18 protein-coding genes are annotated in these 21,114 nt (G+C 64.3%); 8 read left to right on the forward strand and 10 right to left on the reverse strand.

What is annotated here, in order from left to right:
* The first annotated feature begins 345 nt into the window (after positions 1 to 345).
* Positions 346 to 909 carry a helix-turn-helix domain-containing protein gene (locus AC0L27_RS28175; protein ID WP_354208622.1) on the forward strand — a complete coding sequence of 188 codons (564 nt, stop codon included), beginning with the start codon at positions 346 to 348 and terminating at the stop codon, positions 907 to 909.
* 20 nt (positions 910 to 929) lie between these two features.
* On the opposite strand, the gene AC0L27_RS28180 is transcribed toward AC0L27_RS28175, so the two are convergent.
* Entirely contained in the window at positions 930 to 2,141 is a 1,212-nt protein-coding gene (locus AC0L27_RS28180) for a hypothetical protein (RefSeq protein WP_354208621.1), read from the reverse strand.
* 2 nt (positions 2,142 to 2,143) lie between these two features.
* Entirely contained in the window at positions 2,144 to 3,511 is a 1,368-nt protein-coding gene (locus AC0L27_RS28185; protein WP_473320996.1) for an APC family permease, read from the reverse strand.
* A gap of 362 nt (positions 3,512 to 3,873) precedes the next feature.
* Between AC0L27_RS28185 and AC0L27_RS28190 the strand changes: the two genes are divergently transcribed.
* Together AC0L27_RS28190 and AC0L27_RS28195 are read left to right on the forward strand one after the other, a co-directional pair.
* Complete coding sequence (locus AC0L27_RS28190) at positions 3,874 to 5,184, forward strand: alpha/beta hydrolase (protein WP_354255058.1); 1,311 nt, start codon at positions 3,874 to 3,876, stop codon at positions 5,182 to 5,184.
* A 165-nt stretch (positions 5,185 to 5,349) separates the two neighbouring features.
* Complete coding sequence (locus AC0L27_RS28195; RefSeq protein WP_354208617.1) at positions 5,350 to 5,682, forward strand: GrlR family regulatory protein; 333 nt, start codon at positions 5,350 to 5,352, stop codon at positions 5,680 to 5,682.
* Positions 5,683 to 5,712: 30 nt separating this feature from the next.
* Here the strand turns inward: AC0L27_RS28195 and AC0L27_RS28200 are convergent, their stop codons facing one another.
* Positions 5,713 to 6,090 (reverse strand): hypothetical protein, encoded by a 378-nt coding sequence (locus AC0L27_RS28200; RefSeq protein ID WP_275168379.1) that lies wholly within the window; start codon positions 6,088 to 6,090, stop codon positions 5,713 to 5,715.
* A 92-nt stretch (positions 6,091 to 6,182) separates the two neighbouring features.
* Positions 6,183 to 7,355, reverse strand: a complete 1,173-nt coding sequence (locus AC0L27_RS28205) for an MFS transporter (RefSeq protein WP_354208616.1) — start codon at positions 7,353 to 7,355, stop codon at positions 6,183 to 6,185.
* A 186-nt stretch (positions 7,356 to 7,541) separates the two neighbouring features.
* Between AC0L27_RS28205 and thrS the strand changes: the two genes are divergently transcribed.
* The 3 genes from thrS to AC0L27_RS28220 all read left to right on the forward strand — a co-directional run bounded on the left by thrS (position 7,542) and on the right by AC0L27_RS28220 (position 11,612).
* A complete protein-coding gene (gene thrS, locus AC0L27_RS28210; RefSeq protein WP_354208615.1) occupies positions 7,542 to 9,623 on the forward strand; it encodes a threonine--tRNA ligase in 2,082 nt (693 codons plus the stop codon).
* Positions 9,624 to 9,716: 93 nt separating this feature from the next.
* Positions 9,717 to 10,280, forward strand: a complete 564-nt coding sequence (locus AC0L27_RS28215) for a nitroreductase family protein (protein WP_354208614.1) — start codon at positions 9,717 to 9,719, stop codon at positions 10,278 to 10,280.
* Positions 10,281 to 10,343: 63 nt separating this feature from the next.
* On the forward strand, positions 10,344 to 11,612 hold the full coding sequence (locus AC0L27_RS28220; RefSeq protein WP_354208613.1) for a serine hydrolase domain-containing protein: 1,269 nt from the start codon (positions 10,344 to 10,346) through the stop codon (positions 11,610 to 11,612).
* Here the strand turns inward: AC0L27_RS28220 and AC0L27_RS28225 are convergent.
* Together AC0L27_RS28225 and AC0L27_RS28230 are read right to left on the reverse strand one after the other, a co-directional pair.
* Positions 11,598 to 14,060, reverse strand: a complete 2,463-nt coding sequence (locus tag AC0L27_RS28225) for a putative bifunctional diguanylate cyclase/phosphodiesterase (RefSeq protein WP_354255059.1) — start codon at positions 14,058 to 14,060, stop codon at positions 11,598 to 11,600. The genes AC0L27_RS28220 and AC0L27_RS28225 overlap by 15 nt on opposite strands.
* Positions 14,061 to 15,078: 1,018 nt before the next feature.
* Entirely contained in the window at positions 15,079 to 15,930 is an 852-nt protein-coding gene (locus tag AC0L27_RS28230) for a LysR family transcriptional regulator (RefSeq protein ID WP_354208611.1), read from the reverse strand.
* A gap of 104 nt (positions 15,931 to 16,034) precedes the next feature.
* Between AC0L27_RS28230 and AC0L27_RS28235 the strand changes: the two genes are divergently transcribed.
* Complete coding sequence (locus tag AC0L27_RS28235) at positions 16,035 to 17,027, forward strand: zinc-dependent alcohol dehydrogenase family protein (RefSeq protein ID WP_473321000.1); 993 nt, start codon at positions 16,035 to 16,037, stop codon at positions 17,025 to 17,027.
* Positions 17,028 to 17,106: 79 nt separating this feature from the next.
* Here the strand turns inward: AC0L27_RS28235 and AC0L27_RS28240 are convergent, their stop codons facing one another.
* Positions 17,107 to 17,346: a hypothetical protein gene (locus tag AC0L27_RS28240; RefSeq protein ID WP_354208609.1), complete on the reverse strand. Its 240-nt coding sequence runs from the start codon at positions 17,344 to 17,346 to the stop codon at positions 17,107 to 17,109.
* Between the two features lie 344 nt (positions 17,347 to 17,690).
* Entirely contained in the window at positions 17,691 to 18,764 is a 1,074-nt protein-coding gene (locus AC0L27_RS28245; RefSeq protein WP_275168388.1) for a hypothetical protein, read from the reverse strand.
* 241 nt (positions 18,765 to 19,005) lie between these two features.
* Here AC0L27_RS28245 and AC0L27_RS28250 point away from each other — a divergent pair, with 241 nt between their 5' ends.
* The gene (locus tag AC0L27_RS28250) at positions 19,006 to 20,049 is read left to right on the forward strand and encodes a patatin-like phospholipase family protein (protein WP_354058503.1); all 1,044 of its coding nucleotides are present in this window, start codon (positions 19,006 to 19,008) and stop codon (positions 20,047 to 20,049) included.
* 17 nt (positions 20,050 to 20,066) lie between these two features.
* Here AC0L27_RS28250 and AC0L27_RS28255 read toward each other — a convergent pair whose 3' ends face one another.
* Both AC0L27_RS28255 and AC0L27_RS28260 read right to left on the reverse strand, forming a co-directional pair.
* A complete protein-coding gene (locus AC0L27_RS28255; protein ID WP_007611784.1) occupies positions 20,067 to 20,495 on the reverse strand; it encodes a CBS domain-containing protein in 429 nt (142 codons plus the stop codon).
* 189 nt (positions 20,496 to 20,684) lie between these two features.
* The coding region (locus AC0L27_RS28260; protein WP_473321003.1) for a rhomboid family intramembrane serine protease at positions 20,685 to 21,114 on the reverse strand (430 nt) is incomplete at its 5' end.

Consider the following 21,114-nt stretch of genomic DNA (forward strand, 5'->3'; position numbering starts at 1 on the left):
CAAAAGTACCGGCGCCAGGGGAAGCAGTTGGTTCTGTCCACGGAGCCCATCGGCAGCCAGGACGTAAAAATCGATCATGTTTACTGTTGGAAATCAACGGCGCGGAACGCGGCAATTGCCGTGCGGAGGGGCAAAACACGCTTGCTGCACTGTTTCTGAGCTATTTTTAGGCGATATTCCATTGCTTCTGCTTACAATATCCGCGCCCTTGCTCTAAATTTCTGCGCATGAGTTTTCCTTTGGAATACACTTGCACGCTGGCGGAAGCGACAGCGCCCCCCGACGGACTGGCAGTCGGGCGACATCTGTTGCAAAAGAGACATCAGCAGTTCGGGAGACTCATGCGTGCTTGATGTCAGCAAAGCGGCAGCCGTCGGGGCCAATATTCGCCAGGCGCGGATCGCCAAGGGCCTGACACTGGACCAGTTTGCCAGGCAGAGTGATCTCACGCGCGGCTATATCTCGCTGGTCGAACGCGACCTGAAGATCCCTTCGCTCGCCGCCCTGCTGCGGATGGCAGCCGCGCTCGAGGTCAACGTCGCGACTTTCTTCGACCCGAACGCCGAGCCGGCGCCGCGCTACACGCTGTTCCGCCGTGAAGGCGGCAACGTCCCGCTGTTTCAGGACACCTTTGGCGTGGTACCACTGGCAACCGGCCGCACCCGCAAGATGATGGAGCCGTTCCTCCTGAGCCCGCCGCACAAATCGGCGACGCGCGCCTCGCATGCGGGTGAGGAGTTGCTGTTTGTCATCAACGGCAAGATCGCGATTAAGCTCGACGGCGAAGAACTCGTCCTCGGCAAGGGCGATTGCCTATATTTTTCAGGCGAGACACCACACGAGGTCAGGAGCCTCGGCCGGCAGAAGGCGGAGGTCCTGGTCGTCGTCGCCCAGAGCCCGGCGGCATAACGCCGGGCCTGGCACCAGGCTTAACGGGACCAGAAAAAGCGCCCGGGCGGCGGGACCGGCTCGGGCCGACGTGGCCGCTTCGGACGCGGCGGTTTCGGCGACGGCTCGGCGGACGAGGTGGTCTCCGCGCCCGGCGCCGTCTCGCTTCCCGGCACCTTCACCGACAGCAGCAAGTTCGACTCGTGCATCCGCCAGCGGTAGCCGACGCCGAAATCGATTGGCTGGGCGCGCGTGAACAGCGCGGCGTAGCGTTCCTGGTAGCGGCCGGGAAATTCGCCGATCGGTCCGAGATAGCGGCCGAACGGGAAGAACCGCCATTGCCGCGAATTGTAGTTCGAAAGCGGAATGCCGGAATCGTCCTGGACGATGGTCGCGCTGTTGGCGAGCAACCAGTCGCGCGCGACGGTGAAGTTGCCGGAGTGCAGCAGATAGGACGCACTCTTGATCAGACTGTTGCCGGGACCGAGCGTCTCGCAGAATTTCAGGAAGCCGGCGGCGCGCGCACCTGAATTGGAGAGATCGGTGGAGAAATAGTACAGCGTGCGTGCCTCGCCGTCGGGGCCGGCGAAGGTGATGCGGGCGCCGCGCGTCGCGTTCGGTCCGGGATTGTCGTTGCCGACATGCACGCCGCCCTTGTCGTCGAGTGCGATCATCTCGACATTGCGGATGGTCTTGCCGGAACGGACGAGGAAGACATAGAGGATCGGCAAGGTGCCGTTGACCTGGTTGGTGTGCAGGTCGACCTTCATTTGCTTGGTGATGAAGAAGGAAAAACTCAGGATCGAGCCGAGCGAGCGCTCGACATTGTAGAGCGCGGCGCCGACCGAATTGCGCGGCAATCGCGTCAGGTCAGCCACCGCACCGACCGGCTCCAGCGCGCCGAGCACGTAGGTGCTGGCCTTGGGATAGAAGGCGTTGGCGTAGAGGAAGTCGGGGCCGCTGAACAAATAAAACATGGTCGGCCTGGGCGCCGCCAGATTGACGTCGGCCCAGTTGCGGATCTTCGAGAGCTGCCGCTCCTCGAGCTGGGCGAAGGCGCCGTCGAAGAATCTCGCATGGCGCTGCCAGACCGGGTCCTTTGTCAGCGGCACCAGCGGCGAATCCGCCGAAGGCTGCATGCCCGCGAGGAAGCGCGCTGTGTCGTCGAAGGTTGCCTCGGCGGCACGTGCGGACGGGACGGCCGCAGCCAGCAAGGCGAGAGCCACGGCCGCAATTCTCATGGGTCGAAACATGTCTATTCGCGATTGTGTGACGTGCCAGCGGCGACCGGCCGCTTGCGGAAAACAGCATAAATCAACAGGCCCGAGACCATGACGAGCATCCCCAACAGCGATTGCACGGGCCGCTCGGTCAACAAATAGTACATCATGAACCCGGTCACGAGCAGGAAAACGAGCGGCGTGAACGGGTATCCCCAGGCACGATAGGGCCGCGGCAAGTCGGGATCCGTGATGCGCAGCTTGATGACGCCGGCGACCGTGAAGAACGAGCAGAACAGCAGTGCGAACTGGATGAAATCGAGCACGGCCTCGAAGCTGCGCGTGAACAGCAGCAGATTGGCGACGGCGAGCTGAAACAGGATGGCATAGGCCGGCGCGCCACGCACCGAGCGCTTCGAGAACACGCGCAGCGCCGGAATATCCTCTCCCATCGTCATCATCACGCGCGGGCCGATCCACATCATCGCGCTGATCGAGGAGATCAAGCCGAAACAGATCATCGCGCCGACGATCCGGCCGCCGAGATTGCCGAAGATCGCGCTGCCGGCGACGCTGGCGACGTCGAGCTGATCCGCGAGCGCGCCGACCGGCGTCGAATGGAGAAACACCGCATTCAGCGCAACGTACAGCACGAGCACGATCAGCGTGCCCGCGAGCAGCGCACGCGGCAGGTCCCGCTGCGGCATGTTCATCTCGCCGATGATGTACGTTGCGGCATTCCAGCCCGAGAACGAATACATCACGAATACGAGCCCGATCGCAAAAGGCGCGCTGACGATATGCGCGAGATCGCCCGCCTGCGGCGTGAAGGCGATCGGCTGCGGCACGCCGACGATGAAGCCGGCAACCAGGAAGGCAACGATCAGCACGACCTTCAGGATGGTCGAGATCAACTGGAACGTCGAGGAGTGCCTGACGCCGGTCAATTGCACGAGCGAGACCAGCCACACCACGGCGATGGCAAGCGGGATCGGCGGCACACCGGGGACGACCGATTTGGCGTATTCACCGAACGCCATCGCGGCGAGCGCGACGGGTGCTGCAAAGCCAACCGTCGCCGACACCCAGCCGGCGAGAAAGCCGAAGGCGGGATGATAGGCACGGCCGAGGAAATTGTATTCGCCGCTTGAGCGCGGAAACATCGCGCCGAGCTCGCTGTAGGAGAATACCCCGCACAGCGCGACGATGCCGCCGACGGTCCACAGCAAGAGGATCGAGAAGCCTGAGGGAATGTCCTTGACCTGGAAGCCGAGGCTGGTGAAAACGCCGACCCCGATCATGTCGGCCACGACGATGGCGGTTGCGACCAGAACGGAGACCCCCGACCCGCTTCCGGTTAGCCGGCCGGTCCAGGGTGCAGTACCCGCATCTGATGCCGTCATCGCCGTCCTCAACCTCAGGCGTCACGCCTCGTGGGAAGCATCGTGCAGTTCGGTCCAGTCAATTCAAGCAGGGTTAACAAGGGTTAAATGAGGCGGGCAAAATCGGTACTTAAACACCATTGTTGCACGGTCCGAGGCAATAAAGCTTCGCAAACACCGGGACTTCCCGTCTCCCTCCCCCACAATCAGGACACGATTGCGTGGTCCCTTTGAGCGTTCCGGATGTGGGGAAGTTTCTCCGGACACTTAACGTCGCCTAAAGGCCCATCGGCTCAATTGCCTTAATGACTGCCGATGGACTTGTGGTCATGACTTGGGGTCATGGGTGAATGGTCGGGGCCGTTCCGAAACCGAGAGCTGACATGCGCGCCGACCGGACGACGTCCGGCGCGCGCGGTCGTGCGCTCCGGATCGCCCTGATCTCAGCCTTGGTGCCGTTGTCGCTGACCCTGGTTCAATGCGGCAAGGCACCCAATCCGGCAGCGCTCGCGGCGAACTCGCAGGCCAACGTTCAAGGCAACGCCCAAGCCAACGTCCAGGTCGTTGCGAAGACAAACCAGCAAGTCGCAAGCAACGACACGTTCGAGGATCGCTTCCCGGCCCCCCAGTTCAGGGAGCGCTTCCCATCCGCCAGCGAGGGTTTTCTGCAACGGCAGATGTCGGACTTCGCACCCAAGCGCGCCGTGCAACCACAGCCGGAGCAGGCGCCTTACAAGGTCGCTTCGCTCGCCCCGCAGGCCCCCTACCAGCGTCCGCCGCGCGAGGACCTGACAACGCTCGTCAGCATGAAGTCGTCAGCCTTCCCCTATTTCGGCAACAACCCCGCCTCCGACGCGCCGTTCCTCAACATCTCCAAGGGCGACCGCCGCGGCCACCGCAGCTATTCCGGGCGCGTGTTCTGGCAGGACGAGACCTACAACGATAATCGCGTTCTGATGCACGTGCCCGAACATTTCGACGTGCGGAAGCCAGGCGTGATCGTGGTGTTCTTCCACGGCAATGGCGCAACACTCGAGCGCGACGTCCGCGATCGACAGCTGGTGCCGCAGCAGGTCACTGATTCCGGCGCCAACGCCATCCTGCTTGCGCCGCAAATGGCGGTTGACGCCGCCGATTCCAGCGCAGGCAAATTCTGGCAGGCCGGCGGCCTCAAGCGCTTCCTGGACGAATCTGCGCACCATCTGGCCCGGCTCACCGGCGATCCCAACAGCGCGCGTGCCTTCGCCAATATGCCGGTCGTGATCGTCGGCTACAGCGGCGGCTTCCTGCCGACGGCCTGGAGCCTCGAGGTCGGCGGCATCAGCGATCGCGTCCGCGGCGTCGTGTTGCTCGACGCCGTCTATGGCGAGATGGACAAGTTCGCCTCATGGATCGAGAGCCACCGCTCCGGCTTCTTCGTCAGCTCCTACACCCGCTACACCGCGCGGCGCGACCGCGAACTGATGAGTACGCTGCGGCAGAAAGGCATCACCGTCTCCGAAGACATGGACGGCCCCTTACGTCCGGGCAGCGTGGTGTTCGTCGAAACCGGGGACGGCATCACCCATCGCGACTATGTGACCCGAGCGTGGACGCGGGACCCGCTCAAGGACGTCCTGGTCAAGATGTCGGCAACGCCATCACTCGCGCTCACGCGCGTGGCCTCCACCAATCCATCCGCGTCGAGCCGGTAAGTTTGCGATATTGCGCCCGTCGGCATTTGGCTGCACGGCCCGCAATTCTCTCGAGCCTTGACAAGACGTGCTGTTGATGGCCGACGGTCCCGGGGCCGACCGGATTGTTTCCGCTGGCAACAATCATACTTTGCCGGCCAAGTTGCATTGGGATTCTGCGGGGACATGCAGTGCGTCAGGGGACTCTACAAGGTCGACTTCCACACGGTTCACGGCACCGGTTGCGGCGTCGTCTATGTGACGGAGGGCAAGATGCGCGGCGGCAATTCCGCTTTCGCGTTCATCGGCACCTGCACGGGCGAAGGCGACAGCATCAAGGTCAAGATCTCGACCGAGCGCTACAATGACGACCCGTCCTTCAAGGCGCTGTTCGGTCTCGACCGGATCACGCTGACGCTCGCGGGACGGGAGGATGGCGACACCGCGGAATTCGAAGGCACCGCACTGCAACTGCCGGGCGTTGCCTTCAGGGCCGTGTTGAGCCGGGTCAGCGACTAGCCGCCCGGCTGCCGGACTTTGCGATCTGCCTCAGGTTTTTGGCAGCTTCGGAATGCTTTCGGCAAAGCCGTTGAAACAAGCCAGCCGCTCGTCCTCTTCCTTGAAGAAACGGCAATCGGCGTAGCCTTTGGCCTTCGGCGGCTTCGGTTTCGGTGTCGGCGCGATCACGGCGTCGTAGCAATTGAGCCGGTCCTTGGTGCCGTCATCGAGGTCGAGGCAAGCCTGGAGCCGCGCCGCGATCGATTGGGGCTTGCCCTTCGGCGCCGCAGCCGGCTTGGCCGCAGCCTCCTTGCTGCCCTTGGGCTTGACCTGCACCAACGGCTTGTCCCCGATCATTGGTGGCTTGTCGGCTTGCGCGAAAGCGGAAGCTGAATAGAGCACCGCGGCAACCGCCAGAATCATCCTCATTTCAGTCAACCCTCTTTGGTCCCCATGACCGGCCTTCTAGCCTCCCGGCGCGCGGTTTGCCAAGCACCTTGCGCACACGGACACGCTTCCGTTCAGGCCGGGGCGGCAGTTGCCGGCCGGGGCCGGGTCAGGACCACCAGGATCAGCGCCAGCACGACAAAACCGACCGCGACAAAGCCGAGCGTATGCAGGAGCTCGCGGGCGAACAGCAGTCCGCCGACGGCAGAGCCGACCGCCTGGCCGATATAGAGGACGGAGGTGTTCAGTGCGACGGTCGCCGATGCCAGCGACGGTGCGGCTGAGACCAGCCGCACCTGCTGCATCGAATTGGTCGAGGCAAAGCCGAGGCCCCAGATCGCGACCGCACCCGCCATCAACGCGAGCGTGCCGGCGCCGAGCGCCCAGCCCGTGATTCCTGCAAGCAGCAGGCAGGTGAACAAAAGCGAGGTGCGATAGGGCCCCGAGGTGTCGACGATGCGGGTCGCGATGACAACGCCGAGGAAGCCGCAGACACCATAGAGAGCGAACACCAGGCCGATCGCATCGGCCCCTGCGCCGGTCAGCTTGTTGAGCAGCGGCCCCATGAAGGTGAACACCACGAACTGCCCGGACATCTGCAACATCGTGATCGCAAGCAGAAGCAGGATCGTCCTGTTGCGACCAACCGCGCTCCAGGTCTTCAGATCCACCGGCGTCCCCTTCAAGCCCGCCGGCAGCCGCATCAGCAACAGCAGCAAGCTGAGGCAACCAAGGGCGCCGATCCCGCCATAGGCCGCGCGGCAGCCATAGCGGCTGGCGATGAAGGTGATCAGCGGCAGGCCGACGGCGGCAGCGAGCGACCAGCCGAGAAAGATGTAGGCAATCGTGCTGCCGCGACGCTCCACCGGCACGATCAACGCCGCCGTGCCGGCGGCCTGCGGCGTGTAGAGCGCGCCGACCGCGAGCATCACCAGGCGGATGACGAGGAGGCTTGCATAGTCGGGCGTAAAGGCTGAGGCCAGATTGCCAAAAGCGAGCACCGCCAGCGTCGTGGCGAGCAGCGTCCGGCGCTCGATCCGGCTGGTGAGCCAGGCCGTCAGCGGCGAGCCGATGCAGAGGATGATGGCGCCGAAGGTGATCAGGAGCCCGGCCGCATGGATGCTGACGTCGAGCCCCGTCGCCAATTCGGGCAGCATGCCGGCCGGTGCCAACACCGAGCAGCCGGTGACGAGATTGCCAAGCAGCAGGGCGGTTGGCGCAAAGCGGCCGACGCGTGCATTTTCCATGCAAACGCATGTAGAGCCGCCTTGCGACCAGTTAAAGGGCGTTGCCCGGAATAGTTCGTGCAGCGCCCCCGCTTTTGCGCGCCGGTTTCTTGGAAATGCCGGATTGCGCAGGCCGAATCGCCTGATATATCGCTCGTTCCCGCTTACCTGCGCTCGTTCGCAGGAGTGAGCCTCAGGAGACATGCCATGACCGACCAGCCCAACGACCAATCCAAGGACCCATCCAAGTCCGAGCAGCCCAAATCCGAATCCGGCTTCCAGTACAGCCTCAGCAATTTGAGGCCCGTGACCCCGCCGGAAAAAATCACCCTTACCTTCCCCGACGGCGCCCGGCGCGAATACGCCAAGAGCATCACGGGCCTCGAACTCGCCAAAGGCATTTCGCCGTCGCTGGCCAAACGCACGGTCGCGATGGCGCTCGACGGAGTGGTCTCCGACCTCGACGATCCCATCGAAACCGATGCCAGGATCGAGCTGATCAACCGCGACGATCCGCGCGCGCTCGAGCTGATCCGCCATGACTGCGCCCACGTGCTGGCCGAAGCCGTGCAGACGCTGTGGCCGGGCACCCAGGTCACCATCGGCCCCGTGATCGAGAACGGCTTCTATTACGATTTCTTCCGCAACGAGCCGTTCACGCCGGAAGACTTTGCCGCGATCGAGAAAAAGATGCGCGAGCTCATCGCGCGCGACAAACCTTTCACGAAGGAGGTTTGGGATCGCGAAAAGACAAAACATGTGTTCCGCGACAAGGGCGAGGCCTTCAAGGTCGAGCTGGTCGATGCCATTCCCGGCAACGAGCCGATCAAGATCTATTACCAGGGCGACTGGTTCGATCTCTGCCGCGGCCCGCACATGACCTCGACCGGAAAGGTCGGCAACGCCTTCAAACTGATGAAAGTGGCCGGTGCCTATTGGCGCGGCGACAGCAACAACCCGATGCTGACCCGCATCTACGGCACGGCATTCGCCAAGCAGGAGGACCTCGACGCTTATCTGAAGCAGATCGAGGAAGCGGAAAAGCGCGACCATCGCAAGCTCGGGCGCGAGCTCGATCTCTTCCACTTCCAGGAGGAAGGCCCGGGCGTCGTGTTCTGGCACGCCAAGGGCTGGACCATCTTCCAGCAGCTGATCGCCTATATGCGGCGGCGCCTGGCCGGTGACTATAGCGAGGTCAACGCCCCGCAGATCCTCGACAAGTCGCTGTGGGAGACCTCCGGCCATTGGGGCTGGTATCGCGAGAACATGTTCGCGGCGCAGTCGGCCGGCGAGGAGGCCGAGGACAAGCGCTGGTTCGCGCTGAAGCCGATGAACTGCCCGGGCCACGTGCAGATCTTCAAGCATGGCCTGAAGAGCTACCGCGACCTGCCGCTGCGGCTCGCCGAGTTCGGCGTGGTGCACCGCTACGAGCCGTCCGGCGCGATGCACGGATTGATGCGCGTGCGCGGCTTCACCCAGGACGACGCGCACATCTTCTGCATGGAGGATCAGCTCGCCGACGAGTGCCTGAAGATCAACGAACTGATCCTGTCGACCTACGCCGATTTCGGCTTCACCGGCGACCTCACCGTCAAGCTGTCGACCCGGCCGGAGAAACGCGTCGGCACCGACGCGATGTGGGATCACGCCGAGCGCGTGATGGCGACGGTGCTGCGCGAGATCCAGTCGCAGAACAATCACATCAAGACCGAGATCAATCCCGGCGAAGGCGCCTTCTACGGGCCGAAGTTCGAATATGTGCTGCGAGATGCCATCGGCCGCGACTGGCAGTGCGGCACCACGCAGGTCGACTTCAACCTGCCGGAACGGTTCGGTGCGTTCTACATCGACCACGACAGCGGCAAGAAGCCGCCGGTGATGGTGCACCGCGCGATCTGCGGTTCGATGGAGCGCTTCATCGGCATCCTGATCGAGCACTATGCCGGCAACTTCCCGCTCTGGCTGTCGCCGGTGCAGGTGGTGGTCACCACCATCACGTCGGAAGCCGACGAGTATGCCAAGCAGGTGCTGGAGCAGGTCCGGCGCGCGGGACTTCGGGCCGAGATCGACCTGCGCAACGAAAAGATCAACTACAAGGTTCGCGAGCATTCGCTGGCCAAAATTCCGGCAATGCTCGTGGTCGGCAAGAAAGAGGCCGAGACGCAGTCCGTCTCGATCCGCCGGCTCGGCAGCGACGGACAGCAGGTGACGACGATGGTGGAGGCCATCGCCGCCCTCGTCGACGAGGCGACCCCGCCGGATGTGAAGCGGGCGCGCGGCGCAGCCTGACATCTGAAATCGGTCTAAACTCGCTTTCGGTTGCGGGCGTGCATGCCTATGTGGGGACTGCACGCCCGACGACCAGCCGAAGAGGAAACCGCAGTGCCCGACGCCATCGAACTCCTGAAGACCCGCCGCTCGGTCAAGCCGCGCGAGATGTCCGGTCCCGGCCCCTCCCCGGCCGAGCTCGAGACCATCCTCACCATCGGAGCGCGCGTGCCCGACCATGGCAAGCTCGCGCCCTGGCGCTTCATCATCTTCGAGGGCGATGCGCGCCAGCGCGCCGGCGAGGTGATCGCAAAGGTGTTCGCCCGGAAGAATCCCGGCGCGCCGGCGGCCGATGTCGAGACCGAGCGCAAGCGCCTCATGGATGCGCCGCTGGTGATCGGCATCGTCAGCTTCACCAAGCCGCATCCCAAGGTGCCGGCCTTCGAGCAGGAATTGTCGGCCGGCGCCAGCGTCATGAACATCGTCACGGCCGCGACCGCGCTCGGCTACGGCGCCTGCTGGCTGACCGGCTGGTTCTCGTTCGATCGCGACGTGCTGGATGGCCTCGGCCTTAAGCCGGACGAGAAACTCGCCGGCTTCGTCCATATCGGGAAGCCGACCAAGCCGAGCGAAGACCGTCCGCGACCGATCCTTTCTGAAATCGTAACGCGATTTTAATCGAAGGCGTGTTGACGCCTTCGACGTCTTGCGGCTTTGATCCCGGCCAGGGAGGAAGCCCGGATGAAGCGTCGTGAATTTCTGGTCGGAGCCGCGCTGCTGGCCGGCACGATGGCGCGGGCGCGCGCTGCAGACACCCCTGCTCCGTCGTCCGACGGACTCAACCGCATCACAGCGTATTTCGACAACGAGGTGACGAGCGGCCGGCTGCCGGGCGCCGTGGTGCTGGTCCAGCAGCACGGCAAGCCGGTCTATCTGAAGACTTTCGGCGTGCGCGACACCAGGACGGGCCTCGCGATGACGCCCGATACGATCTTCGCCATCCACTCGATGACCAAGCCGGTCACGTGCCTTGGCGCGATGATGCTGATCGACGAGGGCAAGCTCGCGCTCACCGACCCCGTGTCGAAATACATTCCCCTCTTTGCCGACACCAAGGTGGGCCTCGAGGTCACCAATCCCGACGGCACGTTGCATCTGGATCTCGTGGCCCCGATCCGTCCCGTCAACATCGAGGATCTGCTGCGGCACACCTCCGGCATCAGCTACGATTATATCGGCGGCAAATGGGTCGAGCAGGCCTACAAGGCCGCCAACATCTTCGAAGGTCAGTTCAACAACAGGGAATTCGCCCAACGTATCGCGAAGCTGCCGCTGGCACGGCAACCGGGAACGCTGTGGCGCTACGGTCATTCCACCGACGTGCTCGGCAGTGTCATCGAGATCATCTCGGGCCAGACGCTGTACGAATTCCTCAAGCTGCGCATTTTCGATCCGCTCGGCATGAGCAGCACCAAATTCGCGCTGGCGACTGAGGACGAGCTCGCGCGGATGGCGCGGCCGCTGCCGAACGACAACATCCTGCTCGCCGGCGAACGCGACCGCCTCGACCATCCCGAATGGCAGTCCGGCGGCGGCGGGCTGCTCTCGACGATCACCGATTATCAGCGCTTCTCGCAGATGCTGCTCAATGGCGGCGAGTTCGACGGCAAGCGCTATCTGAGCCCCGCCGCGTTCAAGGCCATGACGACCGATCACGTCGGGCCGGGCTCGGGCGTCGGACGCGATTACTTCTATTTTCCGGGCGACGGCTTCGGCTATGGCTATGGCCTCGCGGTGCGGACCGATCCCGGCAATGCCAAACCGCCACCGCCGGGCTCGCTCGGCGAGTTGAAATGGGACAGCGGCAGCGGCACCTATTTCGGCGTCGATCCCAAGCTCGACATGGTCTACCTGCTGATGCAGCAGACCCAGAACGAGCGCAGCCGCATCACGCCCGCCTTCAAGGCGCTGGTCTACGATTGCTACCCGCCCGAGCTACGCCGCCCGTGACGCGCGCTGGCCGAAATCGGCGAGCAGCCTTGCGATCTCGGCGGCGGGCCGCGCCGCGCTGAACAAGAAGCCCTGGACTTCGTTACAGCCTTCGGCGCGCAACCACGCGAGCTGATCCTCGGTCTCGACGCCTTCCGCGGTCGTAGTGATGTTGAGGCTGCGGCCAAGCCCCGAGATCGCGCGAACGATCGCGACGCAATCGGGCCGCCCTGCCAGATCCTTGACGAAGGAGCGGTCGATCTTGATCTTGTCGAAGGGGAAGCTGCGGAGATAGCTGAGGCTGGAATAGCCGGTGCCGAAATCATCCATGGAGATGCTGACGCCGAGCTCGCGCAACTGATGCAGGATGGCGAGATTGGCATCGGTCTCGGCCAGGAAGATCGACTCGGTGATCTCAAGCTCGAGCCGCTTCGGCGACAGACCGGACTGCGCCAGGGCCGAGATCACGACCTGAACCAGATTGCGGCTGCGGAACTGCGCCGGCGATAGATTGACCGCGACCTTGACCTCGACAGGCCATTTCACCGCTTCAGAACAGGCCTCGCGCAGCACCCACTCACCAAGTTGGGTGATCAGGCCGATGTCCTCGGCGACCGGAATGAACTCCGCCGGCGAGATCATGCCCTTGTCGGGGTGATGCCAGCGCAGCAGCGACTCGAAGCCGGAGATGCGGTCGGAGGCGATCGATACCAGCGGCTGGTAGTGCAGCTCGAATTCGCCATTCGCAAACGCGCGGCGCAGATCGAGCTCCATGTCACGGCGCTTCTGCGCCTGCAGATCCATCTCGCGCTCGAAGAAATGATGCACGCCGCCGCCGTCCGACTTCGCCCGGTACAGCGCCATGTCGGCGTTGCGCATCAACTCTTCCGACGTCGTACCGTCGCCCGGCGACAGGGCGATGCCGATGCTGGCGCCGATCACCATCTCCTGCCCGTCGATCTCATAGGACGCCTTCAGCATGTCGATCAGCAAGCTCGCGCAGGCGCTCGCCTCGTTGGGCGAGACGTCGGCTGCCAGGATCACCGCGAACTCGTCGCCGCCGAGCCGGGCCGCGAGATTGGCGCCGCGGACCGCGGTGCTCAAACGGGCCGCAACCTCCTTCAATAGGCGATCGCCCACCGGATGACCGAAGGAATCGTTGATGTTCTTGAAAAGGTCGAGATCGATGTAGAGCACGCCGACCCGTTTTCCGGCGGCCTGGTCGAGCGCCTGCTTCAGGCGCTCCTGGAAATATTCGCGGTTCGGCAGATCGGTGAGCCCGTCATGGTGTGCCATGTGGGCGATCCGCGCCTCGGCCTTGCGCCGTTCGGTGATGTCGACCACCGCGACCAGATAGCCGTCGCGATCGTCGAAGGCGACGCGACGGCCGAAGGTCAGCACCTCGATCTCGCTGCCGTCGGCACGCAGATGCCGCCAGTTGCGCGAGGAGTGATAGGCGTCGCCGATGCGTTCGAGCGCCTCGGCATGGCTGTCCCACTCGTCCTGCGGCCAGATCTCGTGCAGTTTCATGCGCAGGAAGGTGGCGCGGCTGTAGCCGTAATGCTGGACCGCGGCGTCGTTGACGCTGAGAAACTGCTTGCTCGCGGCGTCGAACACCCACATCGGCATCGGGTTGTTGTCGAACAGCAGGCGGAACGAGGCGTCGCGCCGCTTCAACACTGTGACATCCGAAATCGTCAGCGAGACCACGTCGGCGAACGCGGTGGCGCTCAGCCGGAGATGCCGTCCGTCGCTCTCGATCTCGAGCTGCTCGCCGCGACCGCCGGAGACAGTCTTGAGCAGGAATTCCATGACCTCGAGCGAGGCCAGCAGCGTGTCTCCCTCGCCGATCCGGCGCCACAACAGGCCCGCGCCTTCGGCCTTCAGCAGCAGGCCCGCACTCCTGTTGTGGTGCACGATCTGGAGATCGAACGGCTTGCCACCCGCGTCGCGCAGCGTCGCCAGCGAGACCACCGCGTCGTCGGTCGACGCGAAGATCGCGTCCAGGAGATTGTATTGCGCGCCGCGTTCGTTGATGTAGGCGCCGACCAGCGTCGCGCCCCAGCGCGAGGCGGTCGGCAGCGCCAGCACATCGTAGGTCCTGACCATGCCGTCGCGCACGCAATGGGCGCTCGCCTGGTGCGGCCGGCCTTTGGCGAGCGCGCTCGCCGCGGCTTCCGACAGCGCGGTGGCGCAATCGGGCGAGAGCGCAGCGACCGGGATGTCCCAACGCTCTTCGCCGAGCCATTTCTGCACGTAGCGTCCGCTGCGCGACAGTTCGAGCGCGCCATCGCCCTTGAGCAGCGCGATGTGGTCGGCGAGCCGTCCCAGGCTGCCGAGCATCACGTCCTCGTAGCGCGGCAGCCGCTCGCCCGGCTTCAACGCGGCACGCCATTTGCGCTGAAGCACCGGGATGTCGTCGAACATTTCGGCGGCCGGTTTTCCCGACACTTTCTTCGCGGCACTCATGGCAGTCCCCAACGCACTTTCCCGTCGCATCCAATGCAGCCGCGCTTAACGGCGTGTAAAGAGCGCGCGAGCGCGGGTTCCGTTCCGCGATTATGACAGTTTAAAGTCGGGCGTTGGTTAGTGGGCGTTAGAGACTATGACGGTTGTGCGAAGGCGTTGCGTAGGAGGCGCGTGAGACCGAAGCTTTGGCGCACCGCTGCATCGTCATTGCGAGCGCAGCGACGCAATCCAGACTGCCCACGCGGAAAGACTCTGGATTGCTTCGCTGCGCTCGCAATGACGGAGCGTAGGCAAGAGCGTCGCTCTTAAATTCACATCTCGCTTGTAGGCACACCTTCGCATCCTCGCGGCGTGTTCGCCCGAGCTTTGCTTCGTCGCCTCACCCTCAACTGAAAGAGGGCGCAGGGAAGACCGGGTGCCGGCTGGCACCCGCGGTCCACTGTGCGAGATTGTGGTAACTAGATCGCACAGCGGCATACAGGTGAAGCCCAACACACGGCCTTCCCTGCGCAGTGGTTTTACGGCTTATGTCGCGCTCTCCCCGGGGAGCGATGCACTATTGCCCCCGTTGCCTTGCGGATGACCGATGCACGCGCCCCGGTCGGGCCGCAATATCACCGCAACACTTGGCGCACAGACCCCGGGCGCCAGGACCACACGATTTTGCCGTACGCAGGCTGCACCGGTCGTGTGCGCGACGCCTTCGCTCACGGTTGCCCGCCCTGCGAAACTCTTCGCGCCGATGTGGCCTGCGTCCACCCGTCCGGCCCGCGTTCGTGACGATCGCGATACGCCCCTCTTCCTTGGGCCGGAGTAGGCGACACATACGCCGTTTCCGAATTTCGGTAAAGTGGAATATTTTTGCCAGCGTGCGTTGACTGACAGCTTGGGTGTTTTGCCCGACAGGCACCGCAAGGTCTTGTAGCCCGGATGAGCGAAGCGATATCCGGGATTCCTACCACGGGCTGTCCCGGGTATCGCTTCGCTCACCCGGGCTACGGCAGCGTGTCAGGAGCCATCACCCTGCCAATCGCTCGATCACGAGATCGAGCAGCGCGCGCAGGCGGGTGAGGCGCTTGAGATCGCGATGATAACCCACAAAAGTGTCGCGGCCGGGTGGCGTCGCCCCGATGTCGAGCGCGACCAGCCGGCGGTCACGGTCGCCGAGCGGGCGCGGCAGCATCGCGAGCCCGCCGCCGCTCGCGCAAAGCTCCGCCTGCGCCTGCCTGTTGTTGCTGCGCGAGGCGATTTCCATATTCGGCAGCGTGCGCTTCAGCCACAGGGCATCGGGCATGTCGGCGAATTCGGTATTCATGGTAACAACGCGGACACCGCTTCCGTCGCCCGCGCGTGGCGGCTTGCTGCCTTTCTTGCCGTAGAGTGCGTAGGGAATGTGGAGCAGCTTTCGGGAGATCACTTCAGGCTCGCTAAACGGTTTGATGCGGAAGACGAGATCAGCCTCGCGGCGCGGCAGGCTGTAGAGGCGCGCATCGGTCAGAAGCTCGACGGTCACCTTGGGATGGCGCTTGCCGAAGGCGGCAATCACCGGCGAGAGTATCACCGTCCCGAACCAGTCCGACGACGACAGACGCAGCAAGCCATCGAGCTGCGTCTCCGCACCGGACGCACGCCGCTCCAAGGCGAGCGCCTCCTCTTCGATCCGCTCGGCATGGCGCAGCACAGCCGTTCCCTCGTCGGTCGGCACGAAACCATCCGCCGTGCGCTGGAACAGCGTTTGCCCGAGCGACTGTTCGAGCGCGCGAAGTCGCCGTCCCATCGTCGGCTGGGTCTGGCCGATCTTGCGCGCGGCCGCGCCGAGAGTGCCTTCGCGCGCAATCGCCAGGAAGATGCGCAGATCGCTCCAGTCCACCGGAAGCCTCCTCATACAAAAACGCACGGCAATCGTACATTCTCATTCCTTCCCATGCAAAAATTCATGAGCATATTGGAGGCCAGAAACGGAGCAAGACGATCATGACGAGACAATCGACCATGCGCGCGGCCGTCCTGGAGGCCCACAACGCGCCCCAGCGCCTCTCAACGATCTCCAGGCCCGAGATCGGTCCGCGCGAGGTGCTGGTGCGAATCCGCGCGAGCGGGATCAATCCGCTCGACACCAAGATCCACGCCGGCGCCGCGGCGCATGCGCGCCATCCGCTGCCTGCGATTCTCGGACTGGATCTCGCCGGCGTGATCGAGCAGACCGGACATGACATCTCGCGGTTCAAGCCGGGCGACGAGGTCTATGGCATGACGGGAGGCGTCGGCGGTGTACAGGGATCGCTCGCCGAATTCGCCGCTGTCGACGCCGACCTGCTGGCGCTGAAGCCTGCCAATCTCAGCATGCGGGAGGCAGCCGCCCTGCCCCTCATCTTCATCACGGCCTGGGAAGGACTGATTGACCGCGCGGCGCTGAAGGCCGGCCAGAAGGTGTTGATCCATGGCGGCGCAGGCGGCGTCGGCCACATCGCGATCCAGATCGCGCGCGCGTTCGGAGCAGATGTGTTCGCGACCGGCTCGGCATCGCAGCGCGCCACCATCGAAGGTTTCGGCGCGACCTTCATCGATCGCGATACCGCCATCGCGACTTATGTTGCAGAGCATACGGGCGGCCGCGGCTTCGACGTCGTCTACGACACCGTCGGCGAGAAGGTCCTCGACGCCTCGTTCGAAGCCGTACGCCGCTTCGGCCATGTCGTGAGCGCGCTCGGATGGGGTACGCATGGGCTTGCGCCGCTCTCGTTCCGCGCCGCCACCTATTCCGGCGTGTTCACGCTGCTGCCACTGCTGTCAGGCGAAGGCCGCGCGCATCACGGAGAGATCATGTTGGAGGCCACACGCCTGATTGAGGCGGGCAAGCTCTTGCCGCTGCTGGATCCGCGGCACTTCACGCTGGAGAGTGTCGATGACGCCTATGCGCTGATCCGCGATCACGCGACGCAGGGCAAGCTCGTCGTGGATATCTGACGGCGCTGGCAGAGAAGTCTCGTTGTCGGACGGACCGAAGCGCAAGCCGGGCTGCGGAGACCCGCACGCGCAGCTGCGACTAGTCCTCGCTGGACGTCGCCAAGCGATTGCTCAGATGGGCCTGCGACAGCAGAAAGAACAATGCGCGCTCGCCATGATATTTGGCGGACGGCCGGGTGCGCTCGAAGCCATCGGCAAATTTCTTGCCGGATTGGTCGCACACCTGCCACCGCCAGCCGAACCGCTTACGCCTGGTGAGGATCACTTCGAACATGCCGACGAGCTTGGCCCCTGCTCCTTGCCGGTCTCGCAGACGCACGAGCCTGCTCCGGCCTCCCCCATTAGAGGGATGCCCGACATATAACCCAGCAGGATGGAAAGCGAATGAAATTGATTATCGGAAATAGGTATCTTGCACCGGCTTTGAGGAAGTCGCGGCGAGGCTGGAATAAGCCGGCGGTGCCGGTGTTGATCGGTCCTGCTTGGTAGCGCTGACAAAGCTATTCAAGTCGCAACACCAAGCGGCGTAGCGGAGAGAATTCGCCTTCGCACACGTGACGGGACTGGCGGTAATAAGATAAGGGAGATCCGTGCGCTGAATGAGAAGTGTTCACTGGGCACGAAGACCAGCGTCGGGCCGCATCCGGCATCACCGCTCAAGCATTACCGCGCGACGACTTCCACTTCGCCGTCGACGCCGTTGACGACGTTGAAGCCGCGCTCGTAGACCTTGCCCTCGTTCTTGGCGATGGCGCGGTATTCGCCTTCGGAGAGCACGACGCGCGGGAAGGCGCCGATCGATTCCTTGATCACGTCGCCGCCCGGGGTCAGCACCGACCAGGCGGTGTTGGCGAGCGCCTCGCCGCCCCTGTCGCTGACGAGCTTGAGCGTGATGACGGCGGCGCGGTGGGTGATGGTGACGTCGGTGAGCTTGCTGACCTGGACGCGGATGTCCGAGCGCACCACCGAATTGGCGTCGCCGTAATTCGAGATGATGTAGTAGGTGCCCTCCGGCAGCAGCACGACGTCGCCGGCTGCGACGTTCGGCACCAGGGAGGCGCGCTCGCCGGATTCGAACTGGCTGCCCTTGTAGATCGCGAACGAGATCTGGTTCTGCGGAATGCGACTGGTGCCGACGCGGCCCTCGATGCGCAGGCCGCCGGCCGGCAGCACGAAGGATTCGCGATCGGTCTCGGCCTTCAGGCTGACGGTGCGCACCGCGCTGACCAGGCCAAAGGCGACGTGCACGACGTAATTGCCGGGCGGCAGCACGATGTTCGGCGTGGCATTGCGGTCTTCGCGGATCAGCTTGAAGGTGCCGTTCTCGTCGGGACGATCGGCAAACACGCGCCAGACCAGACCGCTGGTGATCGGCGGGGTGTCCTTGCCGTATTTCGCCGTCAGCGACAGCACGCCCTGTCCGGGCACGGCCGCGTTGAGCGGCGCGGCGGACGGCACGGTCGTGACCGCGGGCGGCGGCATGCTGGGCGTGGTCGGCTGCAACAGGGTCGGCGGCAGGCTCGGCGGTCCAGCACCCGGGCCGGAGGGCGGCGCCAGGCTGACGGCACCGCCGGGATCAGGCACCGACGCGGGCGGCACCGGCGGTGGACGATCGGAGAAAAGCTGCGCCTGCGCAGCATTTTGGCCAAGAGTATAGAGGCAGGCAGCAAGGACCAAGGCCGGCAGCAGCGATGCGCTGCGCCGCCATCCGATGATGCCGTCACCCCCGAGAGTCATGCCACCTGCTTTTCACCGAAAACGCGGCAAATTCAAGCCTCTGACTCCCCGAGAAATACGGCCCGACACCGTTTTGGAACCCGGTTGACGCCTGCGTGATTACCCCAGGGGCATCCGTCCCTCGCCATACTCCTGCCCCGTGCGCTTCCCAAACCGGCATAAACCATGCTTCGGCCCGGTTCTGGCGGAGCGCCAGTACGGTGCCTAGTCTGATGGCGGGTCCCGGCGTAGGAGAGTTTCGGTGCTGGACATATTGAAGGGGCGGGGTTCGAACAGCGATAAGGTCGCCGAGAAAGTCGGCCTGGGCAGCATCCGCCGGCCGGTGATCGGCCTTGCGCTTGGCGGCGGCGCCGCGCGCGGCTTCGCTCATATCGGCATTATCCGGACCCTGCTTGCCAACGGAATCGTGCCTGACGTCGTGGTCGGCACCTCGATCGGCGCGGTGGTCGGCGGCCTCTATGCGGCCGGCCGGCTCGATACGCTGGAAGAATGGGGCCGCAGCCTGCAAGGGATGCGCAACATCCTTGGCTACCTCGACATCCGCCTCAACGGCTCCGGCCTGATCGGCGGCGAGAAGCTGGCGACCCGGCTCGAGGCTGCCTGCGGCCAGAGCCAGATTGAGGATCTCCCGGTCAAGTTCGCTGCCGTCGCGACCGAGGTCCGCACCGGCCACGAGATCTGGCTGACGCGCGGCCGCGTGGTCGACGCGATGCGCGCCTCCTATGCGCTGCCCGGCATCTTCTCTCCGGTCCTGATCGGCGATCGCTGGCTGGTCGACGGCGCATTGGTGAACCCGGTGCCGGTCTCGGCCGCCCGCGCGCTCGGCGCCGAAATCGTCATCGCCGCAAATCTTTCCAGCGACATCTTCACCTATTCGACGACGGTCTATTCGCACGGCGCGATACCTGAGCCGGTGATCCCCGTGGCCGAAGAGCCGACGTCAAAGCGGCGCTTCCCGAGATTCTTCTCGCCCGAGAAGACGGTGAAGCGCGAGTTCTTCGGCGGCGGCAGCGCCCGGCCCGGCCTCTCTTCGGTGATGGTCGACGCCTTCAACATCATGCAGGACCGCATCACCCGCGCCCGCCTCGCCGGCGATCCGCCCGATATGCTGATCACACCTCGGATCGGCCAATTCGGCTGGTTCGATTTCCACCGCTCCGAGGACCTCATCGCCCTGGGCACCCGCGCTGCCGAGCGCGCGCTGGAGTCCATCCAGGAGGCAATCCACGAACTGGCGCCGGCGCCCGAGGGCACCGCGCCGAAAGCCGACCAGCAGCAGGACTGATCAGGCCGTCTTACTCATCAGGCGGTCTTGATGTAGTCGCGCAGGGCTTCCTGCTCGGACTCGTATTCCTGCACCCGGCGCTTGACGATGTCGCCGATCGAGATCAGGCCGACCACCTTGCCATTGTCGACCACGGGCAGATGGCGGAACTTGCCGGTGGTCATCATCTCCATGAGCTCGGCGACCGTGTCGGTCTCCTTGCAGGTGACGACCTTCCGGGTCATGACCTGAGAGACCGGCTCCTCCAGCGCGCCGGCGCCGCGTTCGCCGATCACTCGCACGATGTCGCGCTCCGACAGGATGCCTTCCAGCCGGCTCTGGTTCATCACCAGCACAGCGCCGATCTTCTTCTCACCGAGCAGTTTGACCGCGACCGCCAGCTTCGCGTCCGGCTCGACGCTCATGATCTGGTGGCCCTTGGTGTTGAGAATCGAACGTACCGTCATTGTCGCCTCCCTGAATCGGAACCGTCCGCTGTTCGCGGTCCGGACTTGTTCTTCGAGTCTTCAACTAACAGTTTCAGCGCCGGTTTCACGCTCGTGCGCTTTGCGAAGCATCGCCGCGAACGGCCTGTCGCTTCGGAACATTCTTCTCGGGAATGATGGATGAATTCGGGCGGCGCCGCAAGCGCCGCTTCAAATACGGTCTGAAATGTCCTGTGATGACGCATCCGCAGCATCGCTTCGCACGCGCGGCACGGGATCGAACAGCGTGAACAGCAAGAGGCCGGCAAGGAAGCCGCCGATATGCGCCTGCCAGGCAACGCTCGTGGTCTCGCTATCGACGCCGATCGCGCCGACGCCAAAGACGATGTTGACGCCAAACCAAACCGCGAGGAAGCCGAGCACTCGCCCGTCGCGCAACGCGCGCGACAGCGGCAGCGCCGGAACTCTTGCGGCGGTATCGGCATCCGATCGGCTGAACGACAGGAAGCTGCCGCGAACGAAGGCGAAGCGGATCGCCGCTGCCATCGCCCCAGACACCGACGCCGAGGCGCCGATCATCGGCGCCACCGCGTGCTCATGAGTGACGAGATGGGCGAGCGCGCCGGCCGCCGCCGTCACC

Source organism: Bradyrhizobium sp. Ken51 (genome assembly GCF_055807435.1).